The 19125-nt window shown below is 35.4% G+C and carries 17 protein-coding genes; 4 read left to right on the forward strand and 13 right to left on the reverse strand.

What is annotated here, in order from left to right; genetic code table 11:
* Positions 1-12 precede the first annotated feature (12 nt).
* The 12 genes from AAHF87_RS03215 to AAHF87_RS03270 all read right to left on the reverse strand — a co-directional run bounded on the left by AAHF87_RS03215 (position 13) and on the right by AAHF87_RS03270 (position 14862).
* A complete protein-coding gene (locus tag AAHF87_RS03215) occupies positions 13-1530 on the reverse strand; it encodes an ATP-binding protein (protein WP_342146980.1) in 1518 nt (505 codons plus the stop codon).
* A gap of 13 nt (positions 1531-1543) precedes the next feature.
* Positions 1544-2515, reverse strand: a complete 972-nt coding sequence (locus AAHF87_RS03220; protein WP_342146981.1) for a hypothetical protein — start codon at positions 2513-2515, stop codon at positions 1544-1546.
* A gap of 809 nt (positions 2516-3324) precedes the next feature.
* Positions 3325-3930: a response regulator gene (locus AAHF87_RS03225; RefSeq protein ID WP_342146983.1), complete on the reverse strand. Its 606-nt coding sequence runs from the start codon at positions 3928-3930 to the stop codon at positions 3325-3327.
* Between the two features lie 116 nt (positions 3931-4046).
* Complete coding sequence (locus tag AAHF87_RS03230; RefSeq protein WP_342146984.1) at positions 4047-4487, reverse strand: cytochrome c-type biogenesis protein; 441 nt, start codon at positions 4485-4487, stop codon at positions 4047-4049.
* A gap of 30 nt (positions 4488-4517) precedes the next feature.
* Complete coding sequence (locus tag AAHF87_RS03235) at positions 4518-5075, reverse strand: DsbE family thiol:disulfide interchange protein (RefSeq protein ID WP_342146985.1); 558 nt, start codon at positions 5073-5075, stop codon at positions 4518-4520.
* Positions 5076-5167: 92 nt separating this feature from the next.
* A complete protein-coding gene (locus tag AAHF87_RS03240) occupies positions 5168-7078 on the reverse strand; it encodes a heme lyase CcmF/NrfE family subunit (protein WP_342146986.1) in 1911 nt (636 codons plus the stop codon).
* A 478-nt stretch (positions 7079-7556) separates the two neighbouring features.
* Positions 7557-8405 (reverse strand): class I SAM-dependent methyltransferase, encoded by an 849-nt coding sequence (locus AAHF87_RS03245; RefSeq protein WP_342146988.1) that lies wholly within the window; start codon positions 8403-8405, stop codon positions 7557-7559.
* Between the two features lie 20 nt (positions 8406-8425).
* Positions 8426-9541 carry an MFS transporter gene (locus tag AAHF87_RS03250; protein ID WP_342146990.1) on the reverse strand — a complete coding sequence of 372 codons (1116 nt, stop codon included), beginning with the start codon at positions 9539-9541 and terminating at the stop codon, positions 8426-8428.
* 14 nt (positions 9542-9555) lie between these two features.
* A complete protein-coding gene (locus AAHF87_RS03255) occupies positions 9556-10545 on the reverse strand; it encodes an NAD-dependent epimerase/dehydratase family protein (protein ID WP_342146991.1) in 990 nt (329 codons plus the stop codon).
* 80 nt (positions 10546-10625) lie between these two features.
* The gene (locus tag AAHF87_RS03260) at positions 10626-11936 is read right to left on the reverse strand and encodes a glycosyltransferase family 4 protein (protein WP_342146993.1); all 1311 of its coding nucleotides are present in this window, start codon (positions 11934-11936) and stop codon (positions 10626-10628) included.
* Positions 11899-13173, reverse strand: coding sequence for an aminotransferase class V-fold PLP-dependent enzyme (locus AAHF87_RS03265; RefSeq protein WP_342146994.1), 1275 nt, complete (start codon positions 13171-13173; stop codon positions 11899-11901). The genes AAHF87_RS03260 and AAHF87_RS03265 overlap by 38 nt, the downstream gene beginning before the upstream one ends.
* 36 nt (positions 13174-13209) lie before the next feature.
* Entirely contained in the window at positions 13210-14862 is a 1653-nt protein-coding gene (locus AAHF87_RS03270; RefSeq protein WP_342146995.1) for an MATE family efflux transporter, read from the reverse strand.
* Between the two features lie 174 nt (positions 14863-15036).
* Between AAHF87_RS03270 and udk the strand changes: the two genes are divergently transcribed.
* The 4 genes from udk to lolD all read left to right on the forward strand — a co-directional run bounded on the left by udk (position 15037) and on the right by lolD (position 18557).
* Positions 15037-15702 carry a uridine kinase gene (gene udk, locus AAHF87_RS03275; RefSeq protein ID WP_342146996.1) on the forward strand — a complete coding sequence of 222 codons (666 nt, stop codon included), beginning with the start codon at positions 15037-15039 and terminating at the stop codon, positions 15700-15702.
* The gene (locus AAHF87_RS03280) at positions 15686-16501 is read left to right on the forward strand and encodes an enoyl-ACP reductase (RefSeq protein WP_342146997.1); all 816 of its coding nucleotides are present in this window, start codon (positions 15686-15688) and stop codon (positions 16499-16501) included. Before udk ends, AAHF87_RS03280 begins: the two co-directional genes overlap by 17 nt.
* A 111-nt stretch (positions 16502-16612) precedes the next feature.
* Positions 16613-17866: a lipoprotein-releasing ABC transporter permease subunit gene (locus tag AAHF87_RS03285; protein ID WP_342146999.1), complete on the forward strand. Its 1254-nt coding sequence runs from the start codon at positions 16613-16615 to the stop codon at positions 17864-17866.
* Entirely contained in the window at positions 17859-18557 is a 699-nt protein-coding gene (gene lolD, locus AAHF87_RS03290; RefSeq protein ID WP_342147001.1) for a lipoprotein-releasing ABC transporter ATP-binding protein LolD, read from the forward strand. Before AAHF87_RS03285 ends, lolD begins: the two co-directional genes overlap by 8 nt.
* Before the next feature lie 35 nt (positions 18558-18592).
* Here the strand turns inward: lolD and AAHF87_RS03295 are convergent, their stop codons facing one another.
* Positions 18593-19093 (reverse strand): response regulator, encoded by a 501-nt coding sequence (locus tag AAHF87_RS03295; protein WP_342147003.1) that lies wholly within the window; start codon positions 19091-19093, stop codon positions 18593-18595.
* Positions 19094-19125 lie beyond the last annotated feature (32 nt).

Here is a 19125-nt window from a genome sequence, read left to right on the forward strand (position 1 = left end):
CAAATATTTAATTTATTTTAAAAATTTTTCTATGGTTTTGAAGTCCTTGTCGGTAAAAGGTTTTTGAAGCACATAATCAAAACCTACATCCTTACATTGTTGCTTAACTTGTTTTTCCGCATGTGCTGTTAAAGCAAAGATTGGTAGATGTGATTTATTATTTTCTTGTTCCCATTGACGATAGTGTCTTGCGACTTCTATCCCACTTAAATCGGGTAAACCAATATCCAATAATACCCAATCAAATACTTGCGTTTTTAATGCCTGTAATGCTGTTTCTCCTGTCGATTCTGTTATAGCTTGGTAACCTAGGCTTGATAACATTTTTTTAACAACATATAAAACTAAAGTATTATCTTCTGCAACTAAAACCGAACCTTTTTGCTTATCGGTTATAGGTTGAGGTTCCATAATAGGTTCTGAGTATATCGATAATAGCGCGTTAGAATCAGGCTCGACTACAGTAAAGTTAAATTCCACACTAAAACAACTACCTTTATCTTCTTCGCTAGAGACTTTTATTTTTCCACCTAATGATTCAGTAGCTTTTTTAACTAGGTATAATCCAAGCCCATATCCAGTATATTCTGCAAGGTAGGAGGGATGCACACGATAAAAACGATCAAATATCTTTTCAAGTTTATCTTTACTAATACCAATGCCGGTATCGATTACTGATATTTTTATTGCGGCTTTATCATTTTTCATGGTCAATACATTTATTTTTAAAGTTATAGTTCCTTGTTTAGTAAACTTTAATGCGTTAGATAAGAGATTAAGTATAATTCTTTTAAGCTTAATACGGTCACTAATAACCAAGGGTAAATGTTTATCGAGTTTAATTTGAAAATCTAATTCTTTAGCCGCTACTGCGGGTTGCATTAATGCTAGAAGTTCCTCTGCAAATTGCGATAAATTAATATTCTCTTTTTTTTTGTTTTCAATTTGCTGTTCAGTAGCCGTAACTTCTATCACAGAATTAAGTAATCCTAAAAGCTGCTCACCTGCACTATGGATCCATTCGCCATACTTTTTTTCCTGAGCACTGGTTGCTTCATCGATTTGTAAACTTGAAAGGCCAATAATCCCTGCCAAAGGCGTGCGAAGGTCATGGCTCATATTCATTAAAAATTCCTGCTTAGCAATTTCAGCTTTCTTACTCCCTGTAATATCTAAAGAAGATCCAATGATTCCAATCACTTTTTTAGTTTTAGGATCATATAATGGAATCTTTCGAGAAAAAAAGATTGCTTTTAAACCCTTATTACAATTAACAACTTCTTCTACAGAGTATTCCTCTTGAGTTTCCATGACTTGTCTATCGATTTGTTGTAGATAGCCAGCTTGCTCTTTCCAAGGTAAATCGAAGTCAGTTTTCCCAATCAAATCCTTACCAGATTTGTATCCTAAAAAAATAGCCTGCGCATCATTAGAGCCTTGATATACTCCTTTTGTATCCTTCCAATAAAAATGTCCCGGTGCTTTCGCTACAATATTTATTAAATTTTCATAAGTTGTTGTTCTAGACATTTTAAACCCCCTTTTATATAATGTAATGTTTTAGTACCTGATTGTACGCATTAGCATCTAGGGAAGGTCTTCTGAAAAAAGGAGAGGGATTCAAATCATTTTCTTTATTTTTACTTGTTTGAATATTAAATGATTGACTTTCATCTAAAGAGAACCGTCTAAAAAATTTTACTTTAAAATGATTTTTGATAGTTTTGCATTCTTTATTATCCAATTCAATATTATTGCTTAGTTGTACATCTAGTTTTTTATTTTTCTTTCGTTCTTTGGTAGCGCGCATATGCAGCCAATAAAAAGAGTTATCGGCTCTATAGTTTTTATTAATATGCGCTATAGAGAAAGCTAACACTTTGGTAGCAGCACCAGGATATACGATGGCTATATTATCTTTCTCTTTTGCTAGAATCTGAAATACCGCACATTCTTCTTGTAAGAAATCACAAGACTTGCTTTCTGCTTTTTTTTGATCCGATACATGATTTGAATTTATTCTAGACGGTCGCTCAGTATATTCTTTAGAAGAGTCTAAAAGAGCCTCTTTAAACTCGGTATGTTGAGTGCTCAAACTTATAATTTCGCCTAAATACTGCTCAAAATCCACATCTTCTTTTAGAGTATCCCAATGAGTAAACTCGTAGTTTATTTCTGGGGTTGAGAAATAAGATTTATATTTTTCCACCCATTTTTCCCCTCTATTTTTAGATTCTTGTAAGGCTGCAATTTCTGACATATTTTCATCTACTTCGATGTTAAATCGCTGTAAACTATCAGCTACAACAATAATAGTTTTTTTAGGTTTTATTTCTTTAATGAAATTAACAAAACGCTCTACCCATTTCTTTTCAAATTTCTCTTTTCCTACACTCACAAGATAAATTATATTTTTTTCATTTAAAAATAATTTCCCCAGGTGGTAGTTTGGAAAAGTTCCGCAATGCGCGATACGAAAACTTGGTGCTTTTATAGGATTGTTTTCTTTTGTCATTTTTATACCTGCAATAAACAGAGTTACGCTTAAGTTATGGTATCGCGATTATTAATATTTTTAGCAAAAGAGTCAACACAAGCTATTTTTATAAATTAATTCTTTGTCATAAATACCTAAAATGGATATTTCATGCAATTTATCTAGCGCAGAAACTGTTTTTATATTATTCATAATAGTTAAATATTAATCACGCAAAAATATTATATATTAAAATTTTAAAAAAATAATGTTAATTTTTTTATTATATTGATATAAAATTTTTAATTGATCTTTTATTCGAATATCCTTAAACATTTTTCAGACAGTATGCTGTCTTTTTAGATATTGATCAAGTTCGAATCTCCATCCATTAACCATAAGGAAGAATAAAAATGGCTGAACAAAATATACGAGCAAATCATGACTCTGTTTGGAAAGATATTTTAGATGTTTATTTCCAAGAATTTACCGGCTTTTTGAAAAACGTGGTCATTCCATTCTGACTCTTGCTATCCTTACCGACGGGAATAACAAACGTATCATCTAAATATTTATCTTTATTTAATTTATACATTCGATGAATTTACTTCCTTATCGTATGTATTCTTTAAGATTTTAAATTTATTACTAATTTTTTTTGAAATATATTCTATTTTTTGATATTGCTCATTTTTACTTTTCATTATCCAAGCAAATAAGTCTGGCGCTTAGGAAGTTGTATGCTTTATCGTAAAAGCGTCATCTTTAAATATACATGGACCTCTAAAAATATTCGTATTAATTTTATCCATTGAAAACTCCATTTTAATTTTTCATTATAATGGTATTTATCCTACGTGCTTTTCATTTTTGTTTAGATTCAGCCAATGCTGATGTTCTTCTATGGTTGCTAACGCTTCATGCAAACTAAATTTAAATTGATTAACACATTCGCTATCCTTTAAGGCTTGGGCTTCATCGAAAAATTGATCGCATTTCTTTTTAAAATTCTGTAATTGATAATGAAATTTTCTATGGTATCTGCTTTTCGAAAAACATTTATCTATCGCTTTTTTTAATTCTTTAACTTGACATACCTTGATTAAAACACCATCCGCTCCCCAAGCCAGATATTTTTCTTCATCATACCTATTAACGTAAGCACTCCATACTAATAAGGGCGTCCCTACATTGAGTGGGCTTTCACGTACCTTTTTAATCACTTCTTTGCCGGTTACGCCACTTAAACCGAGATCTTCAACAATTAAATCATAGACCTTACTCTGTATTTGTTCTACGGCCGTGATGCCATTATCTGCCAGTTCTACTTCATAACCGAGTTGTTTTAAATAATGCGTCATTATTTTTTGGCACGGTATGTAGTCTTCAACTAACAAGGCGCGTTTGCCAATAGTCACACTTGTCTCTTGCAGTTGTTTTTCTTGGTGTTCCATGCTTATCCCTTATAGATGTCTAATTAAATTTAAAAATATGATTTTTTTATCAAAAAAATAATTATGCAGAAATAAAAAATAAAAAGTAAGCTGTCTAAAAGGACAGTAGAATTAATTTAATGACGAGAAGCACGTATATCAAATTTGTTTATTTTGAATAATAGTATGAGCAAAATAACTAATAATAGAATAAATGGACTTAGCCATAAGCAGTAGGTTAAACCTGAAAAAGCGGGCTTAAAAGAAATGAAATTACCATAACGACTCACCAAATAATTTCTAATTTGGACAGTCGATTCGCCATTTTTAATCCGTCGATAAATCACCAAGCGTAAATCTTTGGCGAGTGGTGCATTCGAATCCGCTAAATTTTGATTTTGACAAACCAGACAGCGCATTTCATGAATAATTTCTGCAAATTGGTTATTTTTCTGTGTTGAATCAAAGACATACATTTCACTTAACTTAGCCACGGCTAATGGTGAAAACAATATTACCAAACAAAAAACTCCGCTTAAACCAAACTGCGTTAAAGATTTTCTATTAGATAGGTGCATGCTTAATCCTGAGTATAAAAGAAACTTTTATTAGACAGATGAATGAATTAAGGTTGTCATTTGTTGAGTCCATACGCTGGCAGTGAGCGGCCCGACCTGCTTATAGCGTATGACACCCTGCGGATCGATTAAATAACTTTCCGGCACGCCGTAAACACCGAGATCGATAGCCAACGAACCTTCTGGATCAAAGATAATTTTTTGGAATGGATTGCCTTGCTGTCTTAGCCAACGTCGTGCGCGCTGCAAGTCATCACGGTAATTTAAACCAATCATTTCGATCGTATGTTTTTTTCGTAAGCTTAACAAAAAGGACTGTTCTTCGGTACAGGTTAAACACCAGCTTGACCATACGACTAACAATGTCCAATGTTGTAAAAATATTTTTTTTCTTAATCTGGTGGATTTTTTTAGTAAATCATTCGCTAAAAATTCTGGGATGGGTTTGTTAATTAATGGCGATGGCAGTAGATTAGGATCCTTTGCAAGCCCTTGCCATAGAAAAAAGACCAAGATCAACAAAACAATCAGCGGAAGAATATAACGCATCGGTGTATCAATATACTCACAGCAATTGGATTTTGGCAAGGCGCCGCGAATGAAGCAGCCGGAGTGTATCTAATATACATGGGGATTGCGAGTTGAGCGACAACACAGCCAGAAATACAAGTGCGAAGAGTCTATTTAATTTTTTTATAGCGTCTGGAAAGTATAGCCCATACACCGCCGAGCATCATGCAAAGTCCACCCACCCAAATCCAACGCACAAAAGGTTTGTAATAAAAGCGTAAGGCCCAAGTCTGTTTGCCCACCGGCTCGGCCAAAGACACATATAAATCGCGCCATAGTCCAACCGCGATTGCCGGTTTACTGATCATGACATCGGTTATGGGATAATATCGTAATTGTGGGTGTAGCAATTGATTACTGTGGCGATTGACTTGAATATTGGCTACTGCGCCGGTGTAGTTGGGCCCTTGTAAGGCATATACTTGTTGCAATCTAAAGTGATAACCCGCTAATGATAAGTCATCCCCGACGCTCATCCGCACATTACGCTCAAGGCTATAATAACTACTTAAAATGATGCCTATCGCTAATATAGCGACGCCTAAATGTGCGACTAACATCGCGCCCTGCGTTTTAAAAATATTTTTTAAGCTTAATTTTTTTTTGAATGATGCGGCCAATAACTGCAAAGTATTTAATATAATCCATAATGCTAAACCTAAACCTATGAGCGCTTGCCATTGCATATCCTTACTAAATAGAATAATTAATATAAAGCTAAGACTGAAAGAGCTTAACAGGATACTGACGATCTTTTTCAATACATCGGCACGCACATTTTGTTTCCAGGGAATTAAATAGGATAGGCCCATAAAAAATAATAATAAAATCGCAAATGGCGCAAACACGATATTAAAATACGGCGCGCCTACGGAAAGTTTACCTAAACCAAGCACTTCAATGATCAAAGGATAGAGCGTGCCAAGTAACACGGTAAATATCACCACACTTAATAAAACATTATTCACGATTAACAAGGTAGTGCGTGAGAGTAAGCTAATCTGGGCAGTGGGCTGTTTAAAATGTTGGATCTTGAAGGCATAAATGCCCAATGCTGTTCCTATCAGTACCACTAATAAACCTAACATGAAAACTCCACGCCAGGGATCAACGGCAAAGGCATGCACCGAAATTAAAATTCCGGAACGCACGATAAAAGTGCCGATTAAACTTAACGCAAACGTTAAGATAGCCAGTAATATAACCCAGGTTTTTAGTAATTCTTCTTTCTCTACCACTAATAAGGAATGAATTAATGCAGTGCCGGCTAACCAAGGTAATAGTGAGGCGTTTTCTACAGGATCCCAAAACCACCAACCTCCCCAACCTAACACGCGGTACGCCCACCAACTGCCGGATACAATTCCCCAGGTCAAAAAACACCAGGCAGCTAAGGTCCACGGTCGCATTCGGTTTGCCCATTGCTTATCAAAGCGACCGCTTAATAATGCGGCGATGGCAAACGCAAAGCTGACCGAAAAACCGACATAACCCATATAGAGTAACGGTGGATGAAATATTAAGCCGGGATCTTGTAATAAAGGATTGAGATCACGTCCATCCATCAATCTTTCGGTTGCTAAACTAAATGGATTGGAGAGTGTCAATAAAAATAATAAAAAACCTGCGCTGATGAATCCTAGTACCGCTACGATTCGCGCTAGCTTGGCAGGTTCTAGGCTTGGATTGAATATGATAACTGCGACTGTCCATAGATTTAAAATAAAAACCCATAATAATATGGAACCTTCATGCCCGCCCCATACGGCACACACGCGATAAAACCAAGGCAAGTGCGTATTAGAATTTTGCGCTACATACGCAAAAGAAAAATCATTCGTTAAAAAAGCATACGCTAAACTTATAAGTGCTAGTGTAACCAAGCTAAATTGCGACCAACTTACCGGTTTAATCCATTTTAACCAGCTCAAATGTTGATAATTAAGCCCTACTAAAGGAACATAGCATTGGATGATGGCTAGAAAAAAAGCGCCTAATAATAGCGCGTAAGAATATGTCACAGAAAACTTCCTTTGTTTTATTTCTACATTTAGAATTTTATTATTTTTAAATCATATCTTTATATAAGTATAAATAGATAATATATGAAAAATAACCACCCAGATTGTAAAATTAATTAAAAATCACATGAAAAAGCTCATTGATTAATAATAATTTAAGTACTAATATTGTATCGTCTTTATTTATATACGGAGATAATATAATGGATAAAATTGAAACCATGTGGTGTCAATATAATGCACCTTGTTGGCAAAAAAACCAAGTCCCTCATTGGGTTCAAGCGGACATCTGTTGGCTTGCTACCTCGGAAACAACTTGGATTCATAGTGAACCAGCCAACAATGGCAATCATTTTTACAACTCGCTCCTATTTTACCCTGCCGGCAGCTAAAATTAGATTGGGGGTGGGACATCCTACCCCTGTAAAGCCAATAGTATAAATAAATGTGCAAATCATCCCAGTAAAACTTAATTTTTTTAAATTTTTTCATAACTTAGTAGTTGATTGTTCCTAAGTTTTTGTCTGACCATAGACATTTGGGAAGCTGTTATCGTAAAAACATCAAATCCTATAATATTTTTATTATAGCTAGATCTTGCTAAATAAGACGTAATAAATGTTTTAAGAAAGCAGTCTCGAACCACATCAGGAACAGGATCTAGATAAGGTAACCACGGGCGAGCAAAATTTATTAAGGATTCACGGTCTGGAAATTCTTTAGTAATTTTTTTATATGCATAGCTAGTTTCAGTAAACCCATATTTCTCAACTAAATCTATATGTAGCTTGGGGGAAAAATCATTTTTAGGCGCTTGATAATTTATAAAATAATTTCTCCATATTTTTTCTTTCCGTAATTCTAAAAAAGTATTTTCGATGCACGGATTATTAAGAGGAATAAGTAAAAAGATATTTCCTTTTTCTGCTAAACACTTGGTTATACCAGAAATTACTTTTTCATGCTGCTTGATCCATGATAATGTCCAAAAAGAAATTACCCAATCATAGTAAATTTTTTTCAAACCGTAACGACCAAATTGCAAGGCTTGTGCATCCATCTCTATAAAATTTAAATTTTCTATCGATCCATATTGTTTTCTAGCATACCGAATCATTTTTCCTGATACATCAATTCCGGTAAGTTTTCCATTAATAATTCGTTTTGATAAGGCCGCAGTAATTCTTCCTGGGCCGCAGCCTATATCTAATATTTTTTGATTAGATTTAATGGGCAGATCTTTCAGTATAGATATTGCACTTCCATATTGAAAGTCACTATTTTTTTCGTATTCGCTAGGATCCCACCTGTCTAACACATCAGACATAATTTTACCTTATTTTAAACTCAGAAATGAATCATACTTGCAATTAAACTGCCAAAAAACCCAAATAAATTCATTGCCGTTGAAAATACAGCCATTTTTACTCCCATAGGAGCCTCTACTGATTCAATTGCTTTTCTATGTAAAGCATAAAAAACTAAACCTGTGCTTAATGTAAAAGCTGTTAGAAAAAATAAAACCATACTTCCATTATTTGGTAGTAAAGTAAGTGTAAAAATGACACAAATGGAAAAAAACAAGGCGCTTATTAATCCATAGCGAATGATGAGATTAACTTTTGTAATAAACACACGAATTAAATGAGTACCGATAATAAATCCACCATAAACGATGGACTGAACTATTCCAAAATAAAATACGCTTAGTCCTAAATATTTAATAATATAAAATGGACTGAAAGTATCCCAACACATCATAGCTGCAAATAAAAGACAAAATGGAAGTGTAAAATATAGGAAATTTCTGTTAATGCTTACTATTTTGAAATTTTTTAAAGTGTCTTTGCATGACAAATTTATTTTTTTTTCTTGGGTCTCAGGCATATACAAATAAAGCAAATAAAGGGCCAAAGCTGCTATTAAAGCAAGTAGAAAAAATATATTCCGCCAAGAAAATATATTTATCAAAAAGCTTCCTAAAAAGGGTCCTATAGCCGGAGCTAATACAGTTATACCTCCCATCCAAGATAAAGTTTTAATAGCCTGTTCGCTGTCAAGTAACTCATGTATAGCTGCATATCCAGTTACTAAAATACTACTCACCACACAACCTTGAATAAATCGTGCAGCGATAAAAATACCAATATTACTTGTTAGTGCGCACAACATACTCGCCATTACAAAAAATAATCCACTCCCTAATAAAACTTGACGACGCCCAAAATGATCTGCCAAAGGGCCTAGAAAAATTTGAAAACTAGATGCTCCCAAAAACCAAATTGCTATGGTTAATTGTGCTAAACTTGCGTTAACTCCAAATGTTTGACTCATGGCTGGTAAAGCGGGCAAGTACATATTAGTTGCAAAATATAATGGTAATTCATAAAAGATTAGACATAATGGAAATAACCATAGAATTTTCTTATCCGTAGGTAAAGCATTTATCGTTTCTGCCGACATATTTTGAGTCCCTTCTAAATAAGCTCGTTTAAACTTAAATAATAATGTTGCTTGTCGCGAAGTAGATCATTATTTAACGCTGCAGTCGCTTCAATAATTTTCTTTATACCCTGAGACAAATCAATATGCGGCTTTAAATTCAAAACCGATTCCGTTTTACGCATATCAGCCCATAATCTATGAGCATAAATTTTAATAGGGATCGGCACATAACGTGGCTTGACTTTTTTACCCAATATTTGTGCTATGTGTTGAATTACATCATTAAAACTATATTCTTTACCAAAACCAACGTTCAACTCTTGAGTAGAAATATTTGCCTCTAAAGCTTTCAGAAAAAAAGTCGCCGCATCCTCAACAAAAATAAAATCTCGCGTTTGACGACCATCACCCCACACAACAGGCTCTTCTCCATGCATAATGGCCCAAGTAAATAATGAAACAATATTGGCATATCCTCCCTTAGTATGTTCGCCTACACCGTAAACTGAAAAGGGTCTTAAGCCAATACAGGTGATTCCATAGCGCTCGCTGTAACGTCGTGCCTCTTGCTCACAAAACAATTTACACCCTGCTTTACTATCGGGTGGATTAAGCGGCATACTTTCGTGGTAAGGAACTTGGTTTCCTTCATAAACTGCGCTTGTGCTAGCCCATACGACTTTCTTAATAGCATGTTTTTTAGCGGCTTCCATAACAGTTTTAAATCCCATCAGCGTAAATTCACAGGCCTCTAAATCATTTTCTTCATGCATCAGAAAGGAAGATGGCGCTGCAAGATGAATGATGGCTTGTTTTCCTTTAGATAGTTCAGAAATCAACTTCCAATTACGCGTATCTCCTTCTACCCATTGAATATTTTTATGTGTGTAAATTTGATTACGATTTGAAAATCGAAAACTATCTAATGCATCAACCCAATAACCTGATTCCGCCAATTGCTTAACTAAGGTCCTGCCAATAAAACCTGCCGCTCCTGTAACTAGTAACCTTTTTTCTAACATAAATACTCCTTTAGATATGTTAACAATAAATTTATGATATGAAAATATCAATTATGACTTTTTAACATCTATAATCAAACCTAAACTTCGATTTCTTGTATTTCTTCCATTTTTTCATGGCATGATTTCATTGAATTAAAAATCTCATGATGTAATATCTTTAAAATTTCTTCGCGCCCCTGTTGACATTTATTGGCAAAAACACCTTCATTACTTTTAACAATTAAATCTTCTATTTTTTTTATTTCATAAAATTTAAAAATCGCATTGACGCCTGAGCTAAATAAAGATTTGTCAAGCTTCTTTTTACTTGTCTCAAGCTCTTTATAAAATTTTTTGGAACTAGGACTTCTCAAGAGAGTATGAATCAGATCTTTAATCTGTTGTATTGAGTAATCATAGTAAGCCCAATTAGGTAAAATGGACTTAATGCGTGGCATTTCTTCAAGAACAGTGATTATTTTTTCTATGCAATCCTGTTGATCTATCGTTGCAAACTGATAAGGAGATACAAAAGATTTGTCATTAAAATTCACCTTCACCAAATATCCACGCTCAGGAGTAATATAATAAGGAAAACCATCCCACGCAGGTACTACAACGGGAGTGCCACAAGCTATTGATTCTAAAGGTGACTTTCCATAAGTTTCAAAAATGCTTAGTGCGCAAGAAATATAAATATCAGCCGCATTGTAAAGCTTTACTAGCTTATCTCTTTCTAGTCTATAAAAAATGATTACATCTTTCGTAGAGTGAGCTAATGTATTATAATAATTAGGATCAATATGACTCGTGCTAATAATTAATTGGACATTTTGTTTTTGTTTTAACAACGATGAATAAATAGCTAATAAGGTTTCTAATCCCTTATCATTCATAAACCGCCCCGTATAAAGCATTATTTTTTTTTCTTTTGATAGTTGCAGCTCTTCTCGACATAAGCTTCTATTTAAAGGCTTAAAATCCTTTTTAATCCCAAATGTTGCTATGTTTTTTGCATTTATATCTACTATTTTTTTATAAGCAACCGCCGCATGTTCTGAACCACATAAAATAATATCTTCTGAATGTGGATAGCTCCTCAGTAAAATAAAGTAAATTAAAATATCTAAAGGGTAAGCATTCGTATGAGGAATAAGTATGGATGGACAATAAAAGCCCGCGCGACGGATAAAATATATTAAGGGTAGAGCCTCAATATATTCTGCAAGAATCAAATCAATTTGATTTAAATCAAGTTGATTTGATAATTTTTTAAATGCAGATTCAAACAATGAAAAATTATGCTCTGAAGGTCTTAATTGTTTAATCGGAAAAAAATAAGTCGCATGCTCTTTAGTTATTTCTTTAAAATCATTTAATGTATCCGTTATACATAATATGTTTTTCATCCTTCATCCCTGTTGTTAAAATTTCCACTATATTTATTAAAGCTTCAAGCGTCCTATAAATATCTTCTTTTTTATTAATAATACTTGGTGCAATACGTAAACAAGAATTTCTATAGGGTGTTTGGCCTATCATAATTTTTTTTTCTAACATAGCATCGACAATTGTTGTAGGATTGCATCCAATTACATCAAAACAAACTAACCCTGAAGAAATTTTTTTTTCTAACGGGGTATACAGACGAATCCCCTGGATTTTTTTTAATCCTTCTTTGCATATATCCGCTAGTAGCAAAATTTTTTGGTTTATTATGGTTTTTCCAATGCTATTATTAAAATTAAACGCTTCTGTTAATGCCCAGCGATATTCAAAATTTGGAAACCCTCCTGGGTTACAGCTACGGGCAGGGGGGCAAAATGTATTTTCATATTCTTTTTTTCTCCAAGGAAGAAATGCGGGTAGATCGAACGAAGCACTAATAGGAATTAAACGCATCCAAGCTTCTTCTGTACCCCATACCAAACCCGTGCCTCTTGGCCCATGTAACCATTTATGACAACCGCTAATCAAAAAATCGCATCCGATATCTGTTACATTATTAAAATCTTCTACCCCCAAACCATGTACTGCATCTATACTTAAAATAATCCTTTCGTGTTTGATCCTAAATGTATTAATAGTCGCTATTAAATTTTGAATCTTTTTCATTGGTAATTTAACCCCCGTGCAAGAATGCACCCAGGTTAGTGCTAATAATCTTGTTTTAGCATTAATATTTTTCTTTAGGTTTTTAATAATTTCTTGCTCGGTCACCTCTGCTGGATTTCTATACAATTCAATTTTTTTGACTATCGCTCCTGAATGTTTTGCTTTAAAAAACAAAATTTTATCTGAAGCATAATGATCGTGAATGCTGGTTAAAATCTCATCGCCTGCATCTAACTTAAAACCCATATAAACCAAGGCTAAACCTTCTGTTGTATTATTTGTTAATGCAATATTATCTGGATGGCTTAATAAATAATCTGCAGCAGCTTGTAAAACTTTTTCATTTAATGAATCTTTATTACGGTAAAATAAAGCTGGGTTTCGATTAAGTTGGTATTGATAATAATCAATCATATCCTGAACGCAATTTGGATGCGACGCTATTAGACACAAAGACAAATGGATATAATCTTCATCAAGATTAAACTGTTGCTTAAGAAATGTATCCAATGACCTATTCCGTTTTTTCATTTTGCTTTATATTGAGTTATATTCCTTTTCAGCCACTCAAATATAGGGACATAAAGAAGGACCATTCCTTTCGATGGATTCAACTTGAAAATCAGGAAAGCTATGAGACCGAACTAAAGGAACTCTTGGAAAGAAATTAGCACTCGATGTAGCCGATATAGAATTTATTTCGGAAATAGATTGCTGTGAATCCATTAAATCCTCAGTATCATCCAAAAATGCTGTTCTACTACCTGCCCATGCATCTTGTTGTAAAGGGGTCGATAAAAAAAATTGTGTCGTTCTAAACCAACGGATACCCAACATAAGTGCCGCTAAAAACATACAAATACTCCGTCCTGCAAAGATTCCATCAACCTCTTTGTTGGCTAAAAAACCAATTAGATAAGACGATAAAATCCCGATAAAACACATCGAAGATATATTAGTAATCATGGGATAAACATTATCACCTTGACCAATTAAAGCCCCCGTTAAAGTTTGACGTAGACCATCAAATAATTGTCCAACTCCATTAATAATTAATAAACGCGATGTCGTTTGCAAAATCTCATCTGCATCAGCGTTATTAGTTAAAAAAAACTGGGTTAGCTGTCTAGGGACGGTTAAAAAAAATACCATACCGCATGCTGGTAATATTTGTGATAAAAGCATGGCTCTTATACCCACTCTTACCAACTCGGAATAATTCATTCTTGAATATTGTTGGGCACTTAAGATCATCGTGACTTGCCCTAAGGCAAAACCAGGAACTGTTAGTATATAAACATACTGGCCAGCAATTTCAGCGGCTGTCAAATTGGCATTACCAAAATAACCTGCCATCAACATAGAAACCCATAAAGCAATTACTTCGGCACCATTTTGCAAGCCTATCGGAAAACCTTTTTGCAGTAATTTACGAAAATTAGTTAAGCAGGGCCTTAGATTAAACGATAATAATCTATTTTGCCGATATTTTAAAGTAATATATACACTTCCCAGTAACAAGCTAACGGACGACGAAATTCCATAAGCTATGCTCACAGCACTTTCTTTCCAATTATTTTTTTTGGTAATTAGCAAATATCCTAAACCAAAATTGCTAAGATTATTAACTATATTAATTAATAAAATAGGCAAAGTATTCTCATGACTTAACAATATTTGTTGATTACCTAAACTTAAGAGATTAGCGACAAATCCAATACCATAATATTTAAAATAATTTTGGACATGCGAAAGCAACGTATCATCCTGACCTAAATCGGATAAAATAGGTTCGATAGTTAAGAAAAGGGGTACCGCGACTATATCGTAAGCCAAGGTTATTAATTGAATTTGTCGCCACAATACCCCTATATTTTTTGGCTCGGGGTTCCTTTGATTTCGCTCTTCCACCATCAATACGCTCGCCCCATATAGACTACTACCCAAAGAAGCGACAAAAAGATTTTGTGTTGCAGTAATGAGCCCAGCAGAAGCAAGCGACTTAGCACTTAATCTAGAAAAAAGATATACATTCCCAAATCCACCTAACATATTTGTTAAATGGGATAACATCAATGGCGCGGACATACCTAACATTTTCTTAAATGCTAGCATTGAAAAAACGACGGGTTCTTCTGAAAAATTTGAGGGGAGATAACTTATATGTTGACTGTCATCTTCCCTGTTTACTGCATCTTCATTAATAGTTTCTATGTCCATTTATTATCCTTTTTTTATGATTTTCTTTATAATTATATTTTCACATATAATAGTTGTTTAACATAATAAAATTATTAAATAAATATAATATTAATCCATCAATATTTGTTATGCCATTTACCTTTTTATAAAAAACTGCTAACTTACGGGCATTTATTCCATACTAAGGCTTGTATGACTCAGCGCTGTATCATCATCGGTATCGCCGGGGCCTCTGCTTCGGGCAAGAGTTTATTGGCCAATACCATCGTAAAAGAGCTAGGCTCCGAGCAAGTCGCTGTCATTTCTGAAGACTCTTATTATAAGGATAACAGTAACATCCCCTTTGAGAATCGTTTAGAAACCAATTATGATCACCCGGATGCGTTTGATCATCACCTGCTCATCAGTCATCTTAAGCAATTACAGGCTGGTAAATCCGTAGAAATTCCGATTTATAATCACACGTTACACATACGTGAACAGCAAACCCGACGCTTAGGTCCACATACGATCATTGTCTTAGAAGGTATCTTGCTGTTTGCGGAAATTAGCTTAAGGGAATTGATGGATATCCGTATCTATATGGATACTCCGTTAGATGTTTGTTTAACTCGTCGCATCAAACGCGATGTCATAGAGCGTGGTAGAGAAATCGGAGCCGTGTTAACACAATACCAACAAACCGTTCGTCCGATGTATTCCCAATTCATAGAGCCTTCGAAACATTATGCTGATATCATTGTTCCACGTGGCGGCGAAAACCGGATTGCGATCGAACTCATCAAAGCAAAAATCCGAGAATTATTAAATAATTTTAGTAACAAAAGCAAAGAGGAAAACCATGGGTCTGCTAGATAATAAACGTGCATTAATTGTTGGTTTAGCGAGTGATCGATCGATTGCTTACGGAATTGCTGAAGCCATGCACCGCGAAGGAGCCAAACTAGCCTTTGCCTATCAAGGTGAAAAATTAAAAGAACGTGTCACTAAAATGGCTAATCGGGATTTTAATTCAGATATCGTCATTCCTTGCGATGTCAGTCGCGATGAAGAAATTACCGAACTTTTTAAACAACTGAATGTCACTTGGGATGGATTGGATATCTTGGTTCATTCGGTTGCTTATGCACCTGCCGACCAATTACAAGGTGATTATCTCGACAATGTGAATCGTGAAGGTTTTAGAATTGCACATGATATCAGTAGTTACAGTTTAGCGGCATTAGCGAAAGCGGCGTTGCCCATGATGAAAGATCAAACTAACGGCGGAGCCATTCTAACACTCACATATCTTGGTGCAGAAAAGGCTTTGCAAAATTATAATATTATGGGCTTAGCTAAGGCGAGTTTAGAGGCCAATGTCCGTTATCTGGCCAATAGTTTAGGCCCTAAGCACATCCGGATTAATGCTATCTCGGCGGGCCCCATACGCACACTCGCTGCCTCGGGCATTTCGGGCTTTCGAAAAATCTTGGCGTATAATGCGGCTGTTACGCCATTACGCCAAAATACTACGATAGAACAAGTCGGAAACACCGCGGCGTTCCTTTGTTCCGATATGGCTTCCGGTATTACCGGCGAAGTAGTGCATGTAGATGGTGGATTTCATGCCATCGTCGCCATGGGCGAGCCTACCGAAGCCGCAACAAAGATATAGCGAGAAAAGTCTATTTCTACCCTTATCAGCAGGCGTTCCGCGCATTAAACATTCGCATTCTTTATTGTGAGTGGTATATTACCTAGCCTAACAACATTGAGGGTGCTTGGTGTGTTCCGTCCTATCGCTTTATACATAGGTTTGCGTTATACGCGTGCAAAAAAGCGTAATCATTTCATTTCCTTTATTTCGTTGACCTCGATGATAGGTATCGCACTCGGTGTGATGGTGCTAATCACAGTATTATCGGTGATGAATGGTTTTGATGATGCGATACGTGATCGCATCTATAATATAGCAACTCAAGTCACTATCACTGCGACGAATGGACATCCACTGACGCAAATTGCTCCGTTAACACAAAAAGTATCGCAACAGGCCGACGTTATTGCCAGCGCCCCCTATGCTGCGGGACAAGGTTTATTAATTGATCAAGGCCAACCGCATCCGATTATGATCACCGGTGTACTGCCTAATTTGGAGAAAAATGTCTCTGAAATACCGCATAAAATTGTGGAAGGTAATTTCAACTTAGAACCCGGTCAATATAATATTGTGTTGGGTGAAGAATTAGCCTTAGGCTTGGGCATTCAAGTCGGAGACAAAGTTAATGTCATCACACCTAGTGTCAGCTTAACCCCTGTCGGAATTATTCCTCGCTTTAAAACCTTTACGGTCAGCGGAATTTTTCGTGTTGGACGAAGTTTTGGATTTGAAAGTGGCATGGCGTACGTCGCCCTAAAAGATGCACAAACATTGTTTCAATTGGGTCAAGGCGTAAGCGGCTTACGTTTAAAGTTAAATGATTTATATCTCGCACCGCGTGTTTCGAGTGCACTTAATAAAGCATTACCACCCTCTTATACCGTAACTGATTGGACCAGTACCTTCGGTAGTTTGATATATGCTATTTCTTTAGAAAAAAGAATGATGTTTTTTATTTTATTATTACTAATCGCCATCTCGGCATTTAATTTAGTTTCATCGTTAATGATGGTGGTCACCGATAAACAATCCGATATTGCGATTTTGCGTACTTTGGGCGCGACTCCCGGTACGATTTTAAGTATTTTTATGGTTCAAGGTTGCGTGATTGGTTTTAGCGGTACTTTATTGGGCTTAATCGGTGGCATTGCATTGGCCTCTCAAGTGAGTAACATCTTAAGCTTTATCGAACATGCCTTTCATGTGCAAATTTTTGCTTCTAATGTTTACTTTTTCGTAGATAAGTTACCTTCCAAAATTGAAACCGCTGACGTTATCCATATCTGTTTAGCTGCTTTGGGTATGAGCTTATTAGCCACCATTTATCCAGCATTAAAAGCCGCGCGTACACTTCCTGCGGAGGCTTTACGTTATGAATAGATCATCTAAACAGGATGCTGCTGTACTGAGTTGTACGCGTTTAAGTAAAACCTTTCACGATGGTTCACTGTATGTAGAAGTACTCAAACCTATCAATTTTTCTGTGCAAGCTCGCGAACGTATTGCTATCGTTGGTCCTTCAGGCGCAGGAAAAAGTACCTTACTACATTTATTAGGTGGATTGGATCGCCCTAGTTCTGGCGAAGTTTTTCTGGCAGGACAAAATTTAGCGGAATTGACCGAGAACCAGCGTAGTCAGCTGCGTAATCGTTATCTTGGTTTTATTTATCAATTTCACCATCTATTACCTGAATTTAGTGTATTAGAAAATACGTGTATTCCTTTATTATTATCAGGTGTTAAGCCCTCCTTAGCCCAAAAGAAAGCACTTACTTTATTAAAAAAAGTCGGTCTGATACATCGGCAACACCATAAGCTCGGTGAATTATCCGGTGGAGAACGTCAACGCACTGCCATCGTCAGAGCGTTAGTTAACAATCCACTTTGTATCTTAGCGGATGAGCCCACGGGTAATCTCGATAGCCACACGGCCGAGCAGGTTTATCAAACTTTACTCGAACTCAATGAAGAATTTAATACCAGCTTAATTATCGTCACGCATGATCAAGGTCTCGCAAGTCGATTAGATCGAATTTTACATATGGAAGATGGCCAGTTAATGCCTGCTTGAAAAAAATCTAATCACCTTAAGCTGTTTGTTGTCATTTAAAATTTTATAACACCATAGTTTTGTAAAATTTTTTTAAAATCCTTTTCTTGCATGGGCTTTACATACACATCATCGACATCTAAAGCGAGATAATTTTTCTTGAAAGCTTCGTTAAGCCAACTACTGGTTAATATGATGGGTACCTTTTGATTAACATTACCCTCATCACTACGGATTAAATTAATCAATACGTCAATGCTGCAATCCGGCAAATGGACATCTAAGAAAATAACTTGGTAAGCTAAGGTCAGTTTCTCTAGAGCACTGCGTGCAGAATTAACACAATCCACCCGGCAACCAAATTTTTGAAGTTGATTGATATTGATTGTTTGACAAATTTTGTTATCGTCTATACATAAAATTCGCGCCAAAGAGTCAGTCATTTTTTTTGTAGGTAAGCTTAATTCTTCTAAAGATTTTTTCAACATGGGGTGAAAGCAATTTCCAAAATCTTTAATTTTTCCAACGAGGTTAGCTCGTAATTTTAAAATTGACATTATTCTTCTCCATAAATTAGCAATCGTTTTAT

Origin of the sequence: Rickettsiella endosymbiont of Aleochara curtula, from assembly GCF_964030935.1 — a bacterium.
Lineage (GTDB): Bacteria > Pseudomonadota > Gammaproteobacteria > Diplorickettsiales > Diplorickettsiaceae > Aquirickettsiella.